Origin of the sequence: Pseudofrankia saprophytica, from assembly GCF_000235425.2 — a bacterium.
Classification (GTDB): Bacteria; Actinomycetota; Actinomycetes; order Frankiales; family Frankiaceae; genus Pseudofrankia; species Pseudofrankia saprophytica.
Genome location: NZ_KI912266.1, coordinates 5,259,066 through 5,272,548, shown reverse-complemented (window position 1 = coordinate 5,272,548; position 13,483 = coordinate 5,259,066). Strand labels below are relative to the sequence as shown.

The window sequence follows — 13,483 nt, the reverse complement described above, 5'->3', positions numbered from 1 at the left end:
ATTAGTCAGTCGTAGAACGCTCTCGACCGGTGGTCTCGAGCGACCGCAACGGGAGGACTGGGCCATGGCACGTGCCACCAAGCCGGCGGAGGCCAGCTGGACGGAGCGCTACCCGGGGCTGGGCACCGGCCTCGTGTCGTACGAGGACTCGATCTCGCCGGAGTTCTACGAACTGGAGCGCGAGGCGATCTTCCGGCGGGCGTGGCTGAACGTCGGCCGGGTCGAGCAGCTGCCGCGCAAAGGGAGCTTCTTCACCAAGGACCTCGCGGTCGCGAAGACCTCCGTCATCGTCGCGCGTGACCTGGACGGCCGGGTCCGCGCCTTTCACAACGTGTGTCGTCACCGTGGCAACAAGCTGCTGTGGGAAGGGACTCCGAAGGAGGAGACCAGCGGCGTCTGTCGCCAGTTCATGTGCAAGTACCACGGCTGGCGGTACGGCCTGGACGGCCAGCTGAACTTCGTCCTGCAGCAGGAGGAGTTCTTCGACTTCGACAAGGCCGACTTCCCGCTCGTCTCGGTGCACTGCGAGGTCTGGGAGGGTTTCATCTTCGTCAACCTCTCGGACGAGCCCAGCCAGACCCTCCTGGATTTCCTCGGGCCGATGGTGCGTGGCCTGGAGGGCTATCCGTTCCATCTCGTCACGGAGCGGTACGCGTACAAGGCCGACCTCAACAGCAACTGGAAGATCTACCTGGACGCTTTCCAGGAGTACTACCACGCGTCGATCCTGCACTCGCAGCAGCAGGTGCCGAGCCTGCGCAGCTTCGAGTCCGGTTTCAAGGCGCCGCACTACCAGATCGACGGGCCGCACCGGATGATCAGCACCGGTGGCTGGAAGGGCGTGCCGCGGCACATGCTGCCGCACGACCAGATGTACCCGATCGAGCCCCTCACCGAGGCCGGCCTCATGGGCCCCTGGCAGCGCCCGGACATCCCCGAGCTCGACCCGGTCAACCTGCCGGCGGGGCTCAATCCCGGTGGGCTGGACCCCTGGTCGATCTCGAACTTCCAGATCTTCCCGAACTTCGTCATCCTGGTCTACGAGCGCGGCTGGTACCTCACCTACCACTACTGGCCGACCGGCCCCAACACGCACGCATGGGAGATGTCGTACTACTTCCCGCGGTCGCGGACCGCCAGCGAGCGGATCCGTCACGAGGTCACCGCCGTCATCTCCAAGGAAGCGGGCCTGCAGGACGCCGGCACGCTCGACGGAACCCAGATGGGCCTGGAATCCCGGGTCATCGACAAATACCCGCTCTCCGACCAGGAGATCACCGTTCGCCACCTGCACAAGGTCACCGGTGACTGGGTGCGGGCCTACCTTCGAGACGGAAAGGGGGTCCGGGCATGAGCGACTCGTTACTCCCGGCCTCGTTGCTCCCGACGCAGTTCGCCGATCTCGAGTCCTTCGCCGCCAGGTGGTGCCTCCCCGGCGAGCCGGCCAGGTACACCGCACGGCTGAACAGCGCGATGGCGGACATGCAGGCGTTCTATGACGCCACGTTCCCACGGGTGCGCGACGCCATGGCGTATCTCGACCAGTTCCCGCTGGACGAGCTGCCCGAGCAGGAGGAGAACCTGCTGTATCTCGTGTACTCGTTCGTGATGGTCTCGCTGCCGGTCGAGGTCTGGCACCAGCCCAGGGTCATCGACGCCGGCACCGCCTACTTCGACCGTTACCTGGAGCCCGCGCCATGACGACGACCATCACCTGCGAGCCGCTCGCCGCGACCGTCGGCGCCGAGGTGAGCGGTGTCGACGCCGAGCGCCTCGCCCAGGACGACACGATCGCCGGGTCGATCCTCGAGGCGCTCGAGCAGTTCGGCGTGCTGGTCTTCCGCGGCCTGAACCTGGAGCCGGACAACCAGGTGGCGTTCTGCCGCCGGCTCGGTGAGATCGACTTCGAGCCGGGGCACCACCCGGTCGCGGGTATCTACCGGGTGACCCTGGACCAGTCGAAGAACTCGTCGGCGGCCTATCTCAGGGGCACCTTCGCCTGGCATATGGACGGGTGCACCCCGCTGCACGGCGAGCCGCCGCAGAAGGCGACCATTCTCAGCGCCAAGCAGGTGGCGGCGAACGGCGGGGAGACGGAGTTCGCCAGCACCTACGCCGGCTATGACGCGCTGTCCGACGCAGAGAAGGAACGGTTCGCCTCGCTGCGGGTGATGCACACGTTCGAGGCGTCCCAGCGCACGGTGTACCCGGACCCGACCCCGGAACAGCTCGAGAAGTGGCGCGCCCGCCCGACCTCGGCCCACCCCCTGGTCTGGACCCACCGGACCGGCCGCAGGTCGCTGGTCATCGGCGCCCACGCCAGCCACATCGTCGGCATGGACCTCGACGAGGGGCGAGCGCTGCTGGGAAAGCTGCTCGACCACACGACCGCGGGCGGGCTGACCTACCGCCACGAATGGTCGGTCGGCGACACCGTCATCTGGGACAACACCGGCGTCGTGCACCGGGCCGCTCCGTACGACCCGAGTTCGCCGCGCGAGATGCTGCGCACCACCGTCTTTGGGGACGAGCCGATCCAGTGACCGCGGCGGCCGGTGAACGGGCCGGTTGGCCGGTCGGCTAGCTGGCCCGTCGGCCGGCGATGGCGTCGACGACCTCGTCGTCGGCCGGCCGGCGGTCGCCTTCCAGGGCGTGGATCTCGCGCTCGACGACGGCGATCAGCTCGCGGTGGCCGATGTCGATGTCGAAGGCCTCCTCGATGTGCAGGAACCGGGAGATCGCGGCCATGGCGAGGATCAACGACGCGGGCGGCCACCGGTCGGGATCGACGCCATAGCCCCTGAGCACGTCCGAGAGGGTCTCGAGCTGCAGCCGCCGGAACGTCCGCGAGTAGGAGGCGATCTCGGCGCGGATCGCCTTGCGGTGGTTCGCCAGCGCGGTGAACTCCATCGTGCGCGCGTTGTTCGAGGACTCCTGGACGAGTTCCCAGAGGGCCCACAACGGCTGCGGGGAGCGCATCGCGTGGCGGAGCCGGTCCAGGCTGCGCTCGGCGCCGCGGCGGAACAGCTCGATGAACAGGCCGTCCATCGTGCCGAAGTAGTAGTAGACGAGCCCGTTGTTGACGCCCGCCCTGGTCGCCAGCCGGCGGGTGGTGACGGCGGCGTAGCCCTCCTCGAGCATCAGGGCCTCGGTGGCGTCGAGGAGCGCCGTGCGCGTGACCGAGTCGTCGACGGCGCTCCGCCGTGCCCGCGTCATGTCTGTTCCTCTCGCTGCTCCCGGCGCCCCTTGCCAGTCCCAGTGTCGCCCCCGTCCGCCGCTGGGCAGCCCTTGCCCTGGGCCACGCTCCATGTTAGTCATGTGAAGAACAGCGTTAGTCGTTCGAAGAACACCGATGTCCCAGCGTGTACGGGTGGCGAAGGGCGGTACAGGTCACCCCCGTCGGCGAAGTCGTCTTCGAGTGAGGAAGGACAGAACGATGCCGCGTAGCAGAGTGCAACAGTCGCGCGTGGCCGTGGTCACCGGCGGAGCATCGGGCATCGGGGAGGCCACCTGCCATCACCTGGCCGAGCGTGGCCACCGGATCGCCGTCCTCGACCTCGACGACCACGGCGCGCAGCGGGTGGCCAAGGAGCTGCGGGCCGAGGGGGCGGAGGCTCTCGGCCTCGCGGTCGACGTCACGGACCGCCCGGCCCTCGACGCCGCCTTCACCAGCATCCGCTCGGCGCTGGGCCCGACGGAGATTTTGGTGACCAGCGCCGGCCTCGTGGACTTCCAGTCGTTCGAGCAGATCACGCTCGAGCGGTGGAACCGGGTCGTCGAGGTGAACCTCACCGGCACCTTCCACTGCTGCCAGGCGGCGGTGCCCGACATGGTCGCGGCCGGGTGGGGCCGGATCGTCACGATCTCGTCGTCGAGCGCCCAGCGGGGCTCGCCGAACATGGCGCACTACGCGGCGGCCAAGGGCGGTGTCATGGTGCTGACCAAGTCCCTGGCCCGTGCCTATGCGACCCACGGCATCACGGTCAACTGCGTTCCGCCGTCGGGGATCGAGACCCCGATGCAGCATCGTGACCAGGCCGCGGGGAACCTGCCGCCCAATGAGGTGATGGCCGCGAGCATCCCGCTCGGCCATCTCGGGACCCCGGACGACCTGGCCGCGGCGGTCGCCTTCCTCGCCTCCGAGGAGGCCGGCTTCATCACGGGCCAGGTGCTGGGCGTCAACGGCGGGTCTGTGCTGTGAGGCCTGCCCCTACCCCCCGGTTGGGGCCGCTGCCGGTGTCGGAGTGGACTGAGGAGGACCGCGAGCTGTTGCGCGGCAACCTGACCCGTGCCGACCGCTACCTGTCGGGTGAGGCGGACGCGCCGCCCATGCCGGCGATCCTCGGCCTGTTCGCCCGCCACTCCCGGGTAGGTGGGCCGTGGCTCGCGTTCAGCGGGACGCTGCTCGACGACGGCGCACTCGATCCGCGCGACCGTGAGCTGCTGATCCTCCGAGTCGGTCATCGGACGGGCTGCCGGTACCAGTGGGCGCAGCATGTCGGCATGGCGCAGACCGCCGGGCTGACGCTCGACGAGATCGCCGCCGTGGCCGCCGGCGTCGCGTCTGACGCTGCCGGCACCACGTCCGGCGCTGCCTGCGTCGCCACGGCCGCTGACGGGTGGACGGACCGCGACCGTGACCTGCTGCGCGCCGTCGACCAGCTCGTTGACGACCACGTCATCGACGACGCCACCTGGGCGCGCCTGGCCGCGCACCTCGACGAGCGCCAGCTTCTGGAGCTGACCTTCGTGGTGGGTGGCTATGTGTGTCTCGCCATGGTGCTCAACAGCGTCGGTCTGGAGCCCGCGGCTCTACCAGACCCGGACGGCGCGAAAAACGGCCGCACCGTTCCCGACGCCGCGCCGATCCCCTGAAGGAGGCAGCGCATGCCACGTTTCCCGAAACCACCGGAAGGCAGCTGGACCGAGCACTACCCGGAGCTCGGCACCGGCCCCGTGTCGTATGAGGACTCGATCTCGCCCGAGTACTTCGAGCGCGAGAAGGAGGCGATCTTCAAGCGGGCCTGGCTGAACGTCGGCCGGGTCGAGCAGCTTCCGCGCGTTGGCAGCTACTTCACCAAGGACATCAAGGCCGCCCACGCGTCGATCGTCGTCGTGCGCGACAAGGCCGGCCAGGTGCGGGCCTTCCACAACATGTGCCGGCACCGGGGCAACAAGCTCGTCTGGACCGAGGATCCGAAGAACGAGAGCCAGGGGATCTGCCGGCAGTTCACCTGCAAGTACCACGGCTGGCGTTACGACCTTGACGGCTCGCTGACGTTCATCCAGCAGGAGGGCGAGTTCTTCGACGTCGACAAGAGCCAGTGGGGCCTGGCGCCGGTGCACTGCGACGTCTGGGCGGGGTTCATCTTCGTGAACTTCTCGCGGGAGCCGTCGCAGTCGCTGCGGGATTTCCTCGGGCCGATGGTGACCGACCTGGAGGGCTACCCGTTCGAACGGATGACGGCCCGTTTTGGGTACAGCACCACGGTCGGGGCGAACTGGAAGCTGTTCATGGACGCGTTCGCGGAGTTCTACCACGCGCCGGTCCTGCACGGTAACCAGTCGCCGGAGAAGTACTCGAAGGCCGCCGTGCAGGCCGGTTTCGAGGCGCCCCACTACCAGATCGAGCGCCCGCACCGGCTGGTGAGCACGTCCGGCGTCCGGTTCTGGGAGATGGGCGCGGACATGATCAAGCCGATGGAGGCGATGACCCGCGGCGGCCTGTTCGGCCCGTGGGACAAGGCCGACCTCGGTGAGATGCCGAAGGGCCTCAACCCGGCAAAATGCGACCCGTGGGGTCTGGACTCGTTCCAGCTCTTCCCGAACTTCGTGATCCTCATCTGGAGCCAGGGCTGGTACCTGACGTACAACTACTGGCCGACGTCGCACAACACGCACGTCTTCGAGGGCAACGTCTACTTCCTGCCGGCGACGAACGTCCGCGACCGGATCTCCCAGGAGATGTCGGCGGTGACGTTCAAGGAGTTCGCGCTGCAGGACGCCAACACGCTCGAGGCCACCCAGATGATGCTCGAGACCCGGTACGTCGACCGGTTCCTCCTGGGCGACCAGGAGATCCTCTGCCGACACCTGCACGCCGAGGTCCGCGACTGGATCGACACCTACGAGGGAGCGTCCCGGTGAGCGCGGCCGAACCTGGCGGATCGACTCCGCAAGTTCCGCCGATCCGGCAGGAACCCCGGGAGCGAACCCAGGACGCTGTGAGAGCGTTACTGCCGGCCGAGTTCGCCGATCTCGAGCCGTTCGCCGCGAAGTGGGCGCTACCGAGCGAGCCCGAGCGGTACGGCACCCGGCTGGCCAGCACGACCGAGGAGATGCAGGTCTTCTACGACGCGATCACCCCGCGCGTCGAGGCCGTGATGGCCTACCTGGAGAGGCTGCCGTACGACGCGCTGCCCGACGACGCGACCAACCTGCTGTACCTGCTCTACTCGATGATCCAGACGTCGTTCCCCGTCGAGATCTGGCACCAGCCGAGGGTCCCGGACACCGGCGCCACCAGGTTCGACTGCTTCGTCGAGCCGGTCCCGTGACCGCGCCGACCGTCCTGCGGGCCGACCGGTGGCTGGACATCGATGCCGGCGAGGTCCGGTCGCCCGCGGTGATCGTGGTCGAGGGCAACCGGATCAGCGCGATCAACCCGGCCGAGCTCCCCGCCGGCGCGACGGAGATCGACCTCGGCGACGTGACGCTGCTGCCCGGGCTGATGGATATGGAGCTCAACCTCCTGATCGGCGGACCGGAGACCCCTACGGGCCTGCCGCTGCCGATGCACGGCGTCCAGGACGACCCTGCGTACCGAACGCTGCGCGCCACGATCAACGCCCGCAAGACCCTGCTGGCCGGATTCACGACCGTGCGCAACCTCGGCCTGATGGTCAAGACGGGCGGGTATCTGCTGGACGTCGCGCTGCAGCGCGCCATCGACCAGGGATGGGTGGAAGGCCCGCGGATCATCCCAGCGGGGCACGCGGTCACTCCTTACGGCGGCCACCTCGACCCGACGGTGTTCCAGCGTCTCGCACCGGGGATCATGCCGCTCGGTGTCGGCGAGGGGATCGCGAATGGCGTCGACCAGGTGCGTTACTGCGTGCGGTACCAGATCCGCCATGGCGCCAAGGTGATCAAGGTGTCCGCTTCGGGCGGAGTGATGTCACACAGCACCGGTCCCGGCTCCCAGCAGTACTCCGACGAGGAACTGGCCGCGATCGTCGACGAGGCGCACCGGGCCGACATCCGGGTAGCCGCCCACGCGGTGGGGGACCGGGCGGTGCGGGCCTGCGTCGAGGCCGGGATCGACTGCGTCGAGCACGGCTTCCTGGCCAGCGACGAGACGTTGAAGCTGATGGCGGAGGCCGGCACGTTCCTGGTGTCCACCACGTACCTGACCGACGCGATGGACGTCGCCAGAGCCGCGCCGGAGCTGCAGGCGAAGGCCGCCGTGGTGTTTCCCCAGGCCAGGGCCATGCTTCCCCGGGCCGTCGCCGCCGGAGTGAGGATCGCCTGCGGTACCGACGCCCCCGCCGTCCCGCACGGCGACAACGCCAAGGAGCTGGCCGCGCTGGTGACCCGCGGCATGACCCCGCCGCAGGCGCTGCGCGCGGCCACCGTCACGAGCGCGGAACTCGTCGAGCGTGACCACGAGCTCGGCCGGCTGCGGGCGGGCTACCTCGCCGACGTCATCGCCGTTCCCGGCGACCCGACCCAGGACATCACCGTCACCCAGGACGTCCGGTTCGTCATGAAGGACGGCCGCATCCACAAGGGCGCCTGAACACCCATCCACAAGGGCGCCTGAACACCAACGCCAACGCCAGCCCTAAAGGCCGCACGACTCACTAGGAGCTCTACCCATGGCCAACGGCGTGCTCATCGTCGAATCACGGCCCGCCTCACCGGACGAGCTGGCGGCGTACCACGACTGGTACGACCACACGCATCTTCCCGAGATCCTGAAGGTGGACGGCTTCGTCTCCGCCCGCCGGCTGGAGTCCCTCGACAGCGACACCTTCATCGTGATCTACGAGATCGACTGTGACCTTGAGGCGGCCAAGGCGGCGCTGGGCCTGGCACAGTCGACGGGAGCCCTGTCCCGGCCGGAGCACGTGCAGCTGGGCCCACCGCCGACCGTCCGCTACTTCCGCCAGCTCAGCTCCGCCGAGTAGGCCACCCACCCACCCACCCGGACGGATGGCGGTCGGTCGGTCTGGCTCGGTCGTTCGCGAGAACTCGCCCCGCACCGCGATGCGCGTGGGCCGCCCTGTTGCCCGGGACCCGGATTCTCGACCGGCCGGGCGCGTTCCTTCCGCGTGTCGCGATCGGTACCGCGCGGGAGGTCCGCGCCCGGCCGGGCGTCGGTTGGTGGCCTAGCCGAGCAGGGCCTCGGCGAGGCGTGCCTGCCAGGCGGTCGTGGAGCTGGGGTCGCCGCCCGGGGGCAGGCGCAGGCCGAGCACCACCTGGTCGGCGCCGGCCGACTGGTAATCGGCGATCCGTGCCACGATCGTCTCCAGGCCGCCCCAGACGGTGATGCCGTCGACGAAGGCGTCGCTGAGCCCGGTGATGTCGGCCTCGTCGAATCCCATGCGGACGAAGTTGCGGCGGTAGCCGGGACGGGTCGTGAAGAAGCCCACCGAAGCGCGGGCGAGCTCTCGGGCCGCGTCGGGGTCCGACAGAGGAATGACCGGCACCAGCACCGCGAGCGCCGGCCCGTCGCCGAGCAGCTTGCGCGCCTCGGCCACGTAGTCCGTGGTCACCAGGTAGGGGTAGGCGCCGCCGGCACGGCCGCGGGACAGGTCGAGCATCCGCGGGCCGAGCGCGGCGAGGATCCGCTCCGACGCGGGCACCGCCGGCGTCGCGGTGTCCAGCGCGTCCAGGTAGGCGTTGATCGTCGGCAGCGGCTTCGGGCCGTGCGCGCCGCCCAGGCCGACGACGAACCGGCCGGGATGGTCGGCCGCCAACGCCGCGTGCGCCGTCGCGACCTCGGTGGCCGGTACCCGGTCGACCGAGATGATGGCGCTCGCCACCCGCAGCGTCGACGTGCCGCGGACGACGCGGTCGATCTGCGCGAGATTGTTGCCCTGGCCGCCCGGTAGCCAGAGCGTCTGATATCCCAGTTCCTCCAGCCTGGCGGCGGCGTCGATCTCCGCGGCTGGTTCCGCTGTCGGGTCTAGGGCTAGGCCGGCGATACCGACCGGTCCCGCAATGGTCATGACCAGCGCCAACGGGCCTAGCCGACAGACTGTTCCCGGTCCGGACAAAGTTGGGCCGGGCATTTCGTCATGTTTTCGGGATTAGTGATCATCCGTGAGTCCGTGCCACAGATTTGTGCGCGGACGGTTAGCGGAAAGTTAATTGTCCTTGCGATGTGTCAGAAGCCAGCCGGTCGCCGCCGCCGCGGCCGCGGCGGTCGTGGTCGCGGCCACCACGCCGTGGTGCTGGGAGGCCCAGAGCTGGGGGTCGCGGCGATGGGACCGGTCGTCGAAGGAGCCGTGCGCGCCGAAGTCGTGGCCGCCGGGCGCGTCGGCTGGCTTCCACAGGTTGCCCGCCGCACTGGGGTCGTGCGCGGCGTCGGTCTGCTGGCCGGCGAAACCGGTACGGGCCAGATAGCGGTCGAGCAGGCCCGGCGCGACGGCGTTGGCGGCCAGGGTCGCGGCGGTGCTGGAGCCGACCCAGTACTCGCGCCGGCGGGGGTGGTCGGCTGCGTACAGCACCGCGCGGGCGGCGAGCTCGGGCTGGTAGATCGGCGGCACGGGCTGGGCCTGGCGGGGCAGCCGGGACAACAGCCAGGAGAACTGGGGGGTGTTGACCGCAGGCATCTGCACCATCGTGACGTGGACGTTCGAATGTTCGTGCAGCAGCTCGCAGCGCAGCGCCTCGTGGAAGCCCTGGATGGCGTGCTTCGCGCCGCAGTACGCGGTCTGCAGCGGGATGCCGCGGTAGGCGAGGGCGGAGCCGACCTGCACGACCGTGCCGCGGTCGCGTGGCTTCATGTACCGCAGCGCGGCCATCGTTCCGTAGACGTAGCCGAGATAGGTCACCTCGGTGGCCCGCTGGAACTCGGCCGGCTGGATCTGGCTGAAGGGGGCGAACACCGAGCTGAAGGCGACGTTGACCCACACGTCGATCGGCCCGAGCTCGTCCTCGATCCGCCGCGCCGCCTGGGCGACGCCGTCGGCGTCGGCCACGTCGACGGGGATCGCCAATGCCTGGCCACCCGCTTCGGCGACCTCTCCGGCGGCGGCGGCCAGGCCGGCCTCACCACGGGCGAGCAGGCCGACGGACGCGCCGCGGGCGGCGCACGCCCGGGCGGTCGCGCGCCCGATGCCGCCGCTGGCGCCGGTGACGACCACGACCCGGTGGTCGGTCTTCCTCCTCTTACGACGTCCGTTCCATAGAGGCATCGGTGTCGGCTCCCTTTCCTGTGGGCTCACCTCTCATGAATTCCCGAGACAGCCCGTCGTACCCTCGGTGGCCTGGGGAGTTCTCAGCCGTGCCGGGCCAAGCGGAACCAGCGGTAGCCATACCGGCCCAGCTCGAGACCGTTCAGGTCGCGGCCGGGTGGGGCGTAGTCGTGGTCGGCGAACAACTCGACCGGTTCCTCGTCCTGCCCGGGCTGGCGGCCGATGTCGACGGTCACCGGCTTGTCGGCCAGGTTGTGGGTGAACAGGACGGTCCCGCTGTCGGCGTCGAATCGAACGGCGAGGACGGACCTCGCCCTGACGGGCAACACCTGCCACCGGCCGAGCCCGGTCTCGGGACATTCGCGCGCGGCGCGGATCATCCGTTCGAACCAGGACAGCAGGGAGTCGGGCTCCAGCCGCTGGCGAGCCACGTTGACCGTCTGGTATCCGAATTCCTTGTCGCTGACGACCGGTCGGACGAGCGCGTCCGGCGGGGCGGACGAGAAACCGCCGCCGCTCGCCGCGGACCACTGCATGGGGGTGCGGATGGCGTTGCGCTCGGGCAGGTCCAGGTCGTCGCCCATGCCGATCTCCTCGCCGTAGCGAAGGACCGGCGTACCGGGCATGGTGAACTGCAGTGAGTACGCCAGCTCGATGCGGGCGCGGTCGCCGCCGAGCATCGGCGCCAGCCGGCGGCGGATGCCCCGGCCGTAGAGCTGCATGTTCTCGTCCGGGCCGAACGCGTCGAAGACCTCTGCCCGCTCGGTGTCGCGCAGGCGGCCCAGGTCGATCTCGTCGTGGTTGCGCAGGAACGTGCACCACTGGCCGCCGGCCGGCGGCACGGGGAGGTCCGCGAGAGCGTTCCGCAGCGGGCGGGCGTCCTGGCGGGCGAGCGCGAGCATGGTCGCCTGGTTCAGGCCGAACGCGAAGATCATGGGCAGCCGGTCGGCGGACTCGCCGTCGCCGAAGAACCGGCCGATCTCCTTGTCGGGCACGTTCGCCTCGGCCAGGACGACGGCGTCGCCGCGCCGCCAGGAGATATGCCGGTACAGCTCGGAGAGCATCGGGTAGTCGAGCGGGGGAGAGGGTTCCCCGGGCTTGGTCTCCTCGATGACGAACGGCGCGGCGTCCATCCGGAAGCCGGCGACCCCGAGCTGAAGCCAGAAGGCGACGATCTTCTTGATCTCGGCGCGGACGGCCGGATTACCGCTGTTGAGGTCGGGCTCGAAGTCGTAGAAGCGGTGGTAGTAGTACGACCCGGAGTGCCGGTCGTAGGTCCAGGTCTCCTTCTGCACCCCAGGGAACACCATGCCCTGGTGCCGGTCGGGCGGGGCGTCGTCCGACCACACGTACCAGTCACGCAACGGCGACGCGCGGTCGGCGCGGGCCTGCGCGAACCACGGATGCTCGTCGGAGGTGTGGTTGACGACGAGATCGATGATGACCCGGATGCCGAGGTTGCCGGCCTGGTGGATCAGCTGGGCGAGGTCGCCGGGGCTGCCCAGCCGGGGGTCGACGCCGTAGTAGTCAGTGATGTCGTAGCCGTCGTCGCGGTTCGGGGTGGGGTGGATCGGGTTGAGCCACAGGCAGGTCACACCGAGGCGGGACAGGTAGTCCAGCCGGCTGATCAGTCCGGGCAGGTCGCCGGTACCGTCCCCGTCGCTGTCCTGGAAGGTCTCGACGTCGACGCAGTAGATCACTGCCTGCTGGTACCAACGATCGTTCACGTCGCGGCTCTGCCCGGGTGCGAAGCCGCCAAACCGGGGCGTTCGCGGCGCCGCCGCCGACGGCGGGTCGGCCGGCGGCCTGGGGTGGCTACCTGCCAGCTCAGTCGAACAGTGAACTGACCGACTCGCCGTTGTGAATGCGTCGCATGGCCTCGGCCAGCGCGGGCGCGATGGACAGGATCTCCAGCTTGGAGACCCGCTCCTCCGGCAGGATCGGCACGGTGTTGGTGCAGACGATCTCGAGGACGTCGGGCTGGTCACCGATTCGCTTGAGCGCGCCGCCGGCGAACAGACCGTGGGTGCAGGCCACGCGGATGGAGCCGACACCGATGTCGCGGAGCTTGTTGAGCAGTTCGAGGACTGTGCTGCCCTTGGCGATCTCGTCGTCGAGGATGATGATGTCGCGACCGGCGACGTCGCCGATGACCGCGCTGATGGCGACCCGGTCGTCGGCGAACCGCTGCTTCGCGCCGGCCGCGACCGGGACTCCGAGCCGCCGGGCGAAGCTCGCCGCCTCCTTGGCGTTGCCGAGGTCGGGGGAGACCACGGTGGTGTTCGACAGGTCGTACTGACGGAAGTGCTCCGCCAGCTCCCGCAGCGCGTGCAGGTGGTCGACGGGGACGCTGAAGAAGCCGTGGACCTGGGGTGAGTGCAGGGTCATCGCGAGGATCCGGCTGGCGCCGGCGGTGGCCAGCAGGTCGGCGACGAGCCGACCGCCGATGGAGATCCGTGGCGCGTCCTTCTTGTCCGACCGGGCATACGAATAGTGCGGCATCACGACCGTGGTACGCGCCGCGGACGCCCCCTTCGCCGCATCGATCATGAGCAGTAGTTCGACCAGGTTCTCCTGGACGGGCTTCACGAGTGGCTGGATGATGTAGATGTCCCGTTCGCGGCAGTTCGCCTGCAGCTGCACCTCCAGGCAGTCGTTGGCGAAACGGTCGATGCGAACCGGCGACAATGGCGTCTTGAGGTGTCGGCACACCTCCTCCGCCAGCTGCCGATGTGCACTTCCGCTGAACACGACAATCTCTCGCACAAACCGCCCCTGACATTAGTGCGACGTTGCGGGAAGTCCCATCATACAGGTCGGATCTTGCTGACCCGATCAATCCAATGGTCAACCGAGATATCGGATGGTGGGCTGAGCGCTCTTGGCGCGGCGTGGACGGCCGGCCGGAATCCAGCCGACTCGCCCGCCGACTCGGCCAACAAAGCGGCGGGCGGGTGCGGCGGGAACCGGTTTGATTTCACGTTGGAAATGCCGCGTGCGGCGCCACGCGGTTTCGGCGTGGCGTGCGCGGCGCGGTGTGCCGTGGAGTGGTTCGGACA

General features: G+C 69.2%; 14 protein-coding genes. 9 read left to right on the top strand and 5 right to left on the bottom strand.

The features are described from left to right. The first annotated feature begins 64 nt into the window (after positions 1-64). From FRCN3DRAFT_RS0222140 to FRCN3DRAFT_RS0222130, 3 genes are read left to right on the top strand one after another with little or no spacing between them, the layout of a single operon-like run. Complete coding sequence (locus FRCN3DRAFT_RS0222140) at positions 65-1,354, top strand: aromatic ring-hydroxylating oxygenase subunit alpha (protein ID WP_007509153.1); 1,290 nt, start codon at positions 65-67, stop codon at positions 1,352-1,354. Then, the gene (locus FRCN3DRAFT_RS0222135; RefSeq protein WP_007509155.1) at positions 1,351-1,701 is read left to right on the top strand and encodes a hypothetical protein; all 351 of its coding nucleotides are present in this window, start codon (positions 1,351-1,353) and stop codon (positions 1,699-1,701) included. Before FRCN3DRAFT_RS0222140 ends, FRCN3DRAFT_RS0222135 begins: the two co-directional genes overlap by 4 nt. Next, entirely contained in the window at positions 1,698-2,543 is an 846-nt protein-coding gene (locus tag FRCN3DRAFT_RS0222130; protein ID WP_007509157.1) for a TauD/TfdA dioxygenase family protein, read from the top strand. Before FRCN3DRAFT_RS0222135 ends, FRCN3DRAFT_RS0222130 begins: the two co-directional genes overlap by 4 nt. Before the next feature lie 37 nt (positions 2,544-2,580). Here FRCN3DRAFT_RS0222130 and FRCN3DRAFT_RS0222125 read toward each other — a convergent pair whose 3' ends face one another. Beyond that, positions 2,581-3,216 carry a TetR/AcrR family transcriptional regulator gene (locus FRCN3DRAFT_RS0222125; protein WP_007509159.1) on the bottom strand — a complete coding sequence of 212 codons (636 nt, stop codon included), beginning with the start codon at positions 3,214-3,216 and terminating at the stop codon, positions 2,581-2,583. Positions 3,217-3,436: 220 nt separating this feature from the next. Here FRCN3DRAFT_RS0222125 and FRCN3DRAFT_RS0222120 point away from each other — a divergent pair, with 220 nt between their 5' ends. From FRCN3DRAFT_RS0222120 to FRCN3DRAFT_RS0222095, 6 genes are all read left to right on the top strand, one after another. Beyond that, positions 3,437-4,201 carry an SDR family NAD(P)-dependent oxidoreductase gene (locus FRCN3DRAFT_RS0222120; RefSeq protein ID WP_007509161.1) on the top strand — a complete coding sequence of 255 codons (765 nt, stop codon included), beginning with the start codon at positions 3,437-3,439 and terminating at the stop codon, positions 4,199-4,201. Further along, a complete protein-coding gene (locus FRCN3DRAFT_RS0222115; RefSeq protein WP_007509163.1) occupies positions 4,198-4,875 on the top strand; it encodes a carboxymuconolactone decarboxylase family protein in 678 nt (225 codons plus the stop codon). Before FRCN3DRAFT_RS0222120 ends, FRCN3DRAFT_RS0222115 begins: the two co-directional genes overlap by 4 nt. Positions 4,876-4,887: 12 nt before the next feature. Next, entirely contained in the window at positions 4,888-6,147 is a 1,260-nt protein-coding gene (locus FRCN3DRAFT_RS0222110; protein WP_007509165.1) for an aromatic ring-hydroxylating oxygenase subunit alpha, read from the top strand. 77 nt (positions 6,148-6,224) lie between these two features. Continuing rightward, complete coding sequence (locus tag FRCN3DRAFT_RS0222105; protein WP_027140833.1) at positions 6,225-6,557, top strand: hypothetical protein; 333 nt, start codon at positions 6,225-6,227, stop codon at positions 6,555-6,557. Then, positions 6,554-7,798, top strand: coding sequence for a metal-dependent hydrolase family protein (locus FRCN3DRAFT_RS0222100; RefSeq protein ID WP_007509169.1), 1,245 nt, complete (start codon positions 6,554-6,556; stop codon positions 7,796-7,798). The genes FRCN3DRAFT_RS0222105 and FRCN3DRAFT_RS0222100 overlap by 4 nt, the downstream gene beginning before the upstream one ends. Positions 7,799-7,877: 79 nt before the next feature. Further along, a complete protein-coding gene (locus FRCN3DRAFT_RS0222095; protein ID WP_007509170.1) occupies positions 7,878-8,189 on the top strand; it encodes a DUF4286 family protein in 312 nt (103 codons plus the stop codon). A gap of 201 nt (positions 8,190-8,390) precedes the next feature. Here the strand turns inward: FRCN3DRAFT_RS0222095 and FRCN3DRAFT_RS0222090 are convergent, their stop codons facing one another. From FRCN3DRAFT_RS0222090 to FRCN3DRAFT_RS0222075, 4 genes are all read right to left on the bottom strand, one after another. Continuing rightward, positions 8,391-9,233, bottom strand: a complete 843-nt coding sequence (locus FRCN3DRAFT_RS0222090; protein WP_027140832.1) for a TIGR03620 family F420-dependent LLM class oxidoreductase — start codon at positions 9,231-9,233, stop codon at positions 8,391-8,393. 138 nt (positions 9,234-9,371) lie between these two features. Then, a complete protein-coding gene (locus tag FRCN3DRAFT_RS0222085; protein ID WP_027140831.1) occupies positions 9,372-10,373 on the bottom strand; it encodes an SDR family oxidoreductase in 1,002 nt (333 codons plus the stop codon). 134 nt (positions 10,374-10,507) lie between these two features. Further along, the gene (locus FRCN3DRAFT_RS0222080) at positions 10,508-12,151 is read right to left on the bottom strand and encodes an alpha-amylase family protein (protein ID WP_007509175.1); all 1,644 of its coding nucleotides are present in this window, start codon (positions 12,149-12,151) and stop codon (positions 10,508-10,510) included. A 100-nt stretch (positions 12,152-12,251) separates the two neighbouring features. Further along, positions 12,252-13,190 (bottom strand): ribose-phosphate diphosphokinase, encoded by a 939-nt coding sequence (locus FRCN3DRAFT_RS0222075; protein WP_007509177.1) that lies wholly within the window; start codon positions 13,188-13,190, stop codon positions 12,252-12,254. Positions 13,191-13,483 lie beyond the last annotated feature (293 nt).

Bases quoted from the DNA above. Each gene is read 5' to 3' on its own strand.
- FRCN3DRAFT_RS0222110 (WP_007509165.1), top strand. From the start codon at position 4,888: ATGCCACGTTTCCCGAAACCACCGGAAGGCAGCTGGACCGAGCACTAC.
- FRCN3DRAFT_RS0222095 (WP_007509170.1), top strand. From the start codon at position 7,878: ATGGCCAACGGCGTGCTCATCGTCGAATCACGGCCCGCCTCACCGGAC.
- FRCN3DRAFT_RS0222135 (WP_007509155.1), top strand. From the start codon at position 1,351: ATGAGCGACTCGTTACTCCCGGCCTCGTTGCTCCCGACGCAGTTCGCC.
- FRCN3DRAFT_RS0222130 (WP_007509157.1), top strand. From the start codon at position 1,698: ATGACGACGACCATCACCTGCGAGCCGCTCGCCGCGACCGTCGGCGCC.
- FRCN3DRAFT_RS0222125 (WP_007509159.1), bottom strand. From the start codon at position 3,216: ATGACGCGGGCACGGCGGAGCGCCGTCGACGACTCGGTCACGCGCACG.
- FRCN3DRAFT_RS0222090 (WP_027140832.1), bottom strand. From the start codon at position 9,233: ATGACCATTGCGGGACCGGTCGGTATCGCCGGCCTAGCCCTAGACCCG.
- FRCN3DRAFT_RS0222140 (WP_007509153.1), top strand. From the start codon at position 65: ATGGCACGTGCCACCAAGCCGGCGGAGGCCAGCTGGACGGAGCGCTAC.
- FRCN3DRAFT_RS0222120 (WP_007509161.1), top strand. From the start codon at position 3,437: ATGCCGCGTAGCAGAGTGCAACAGTCGCGCGTGGCCGTGGTCACCGGC.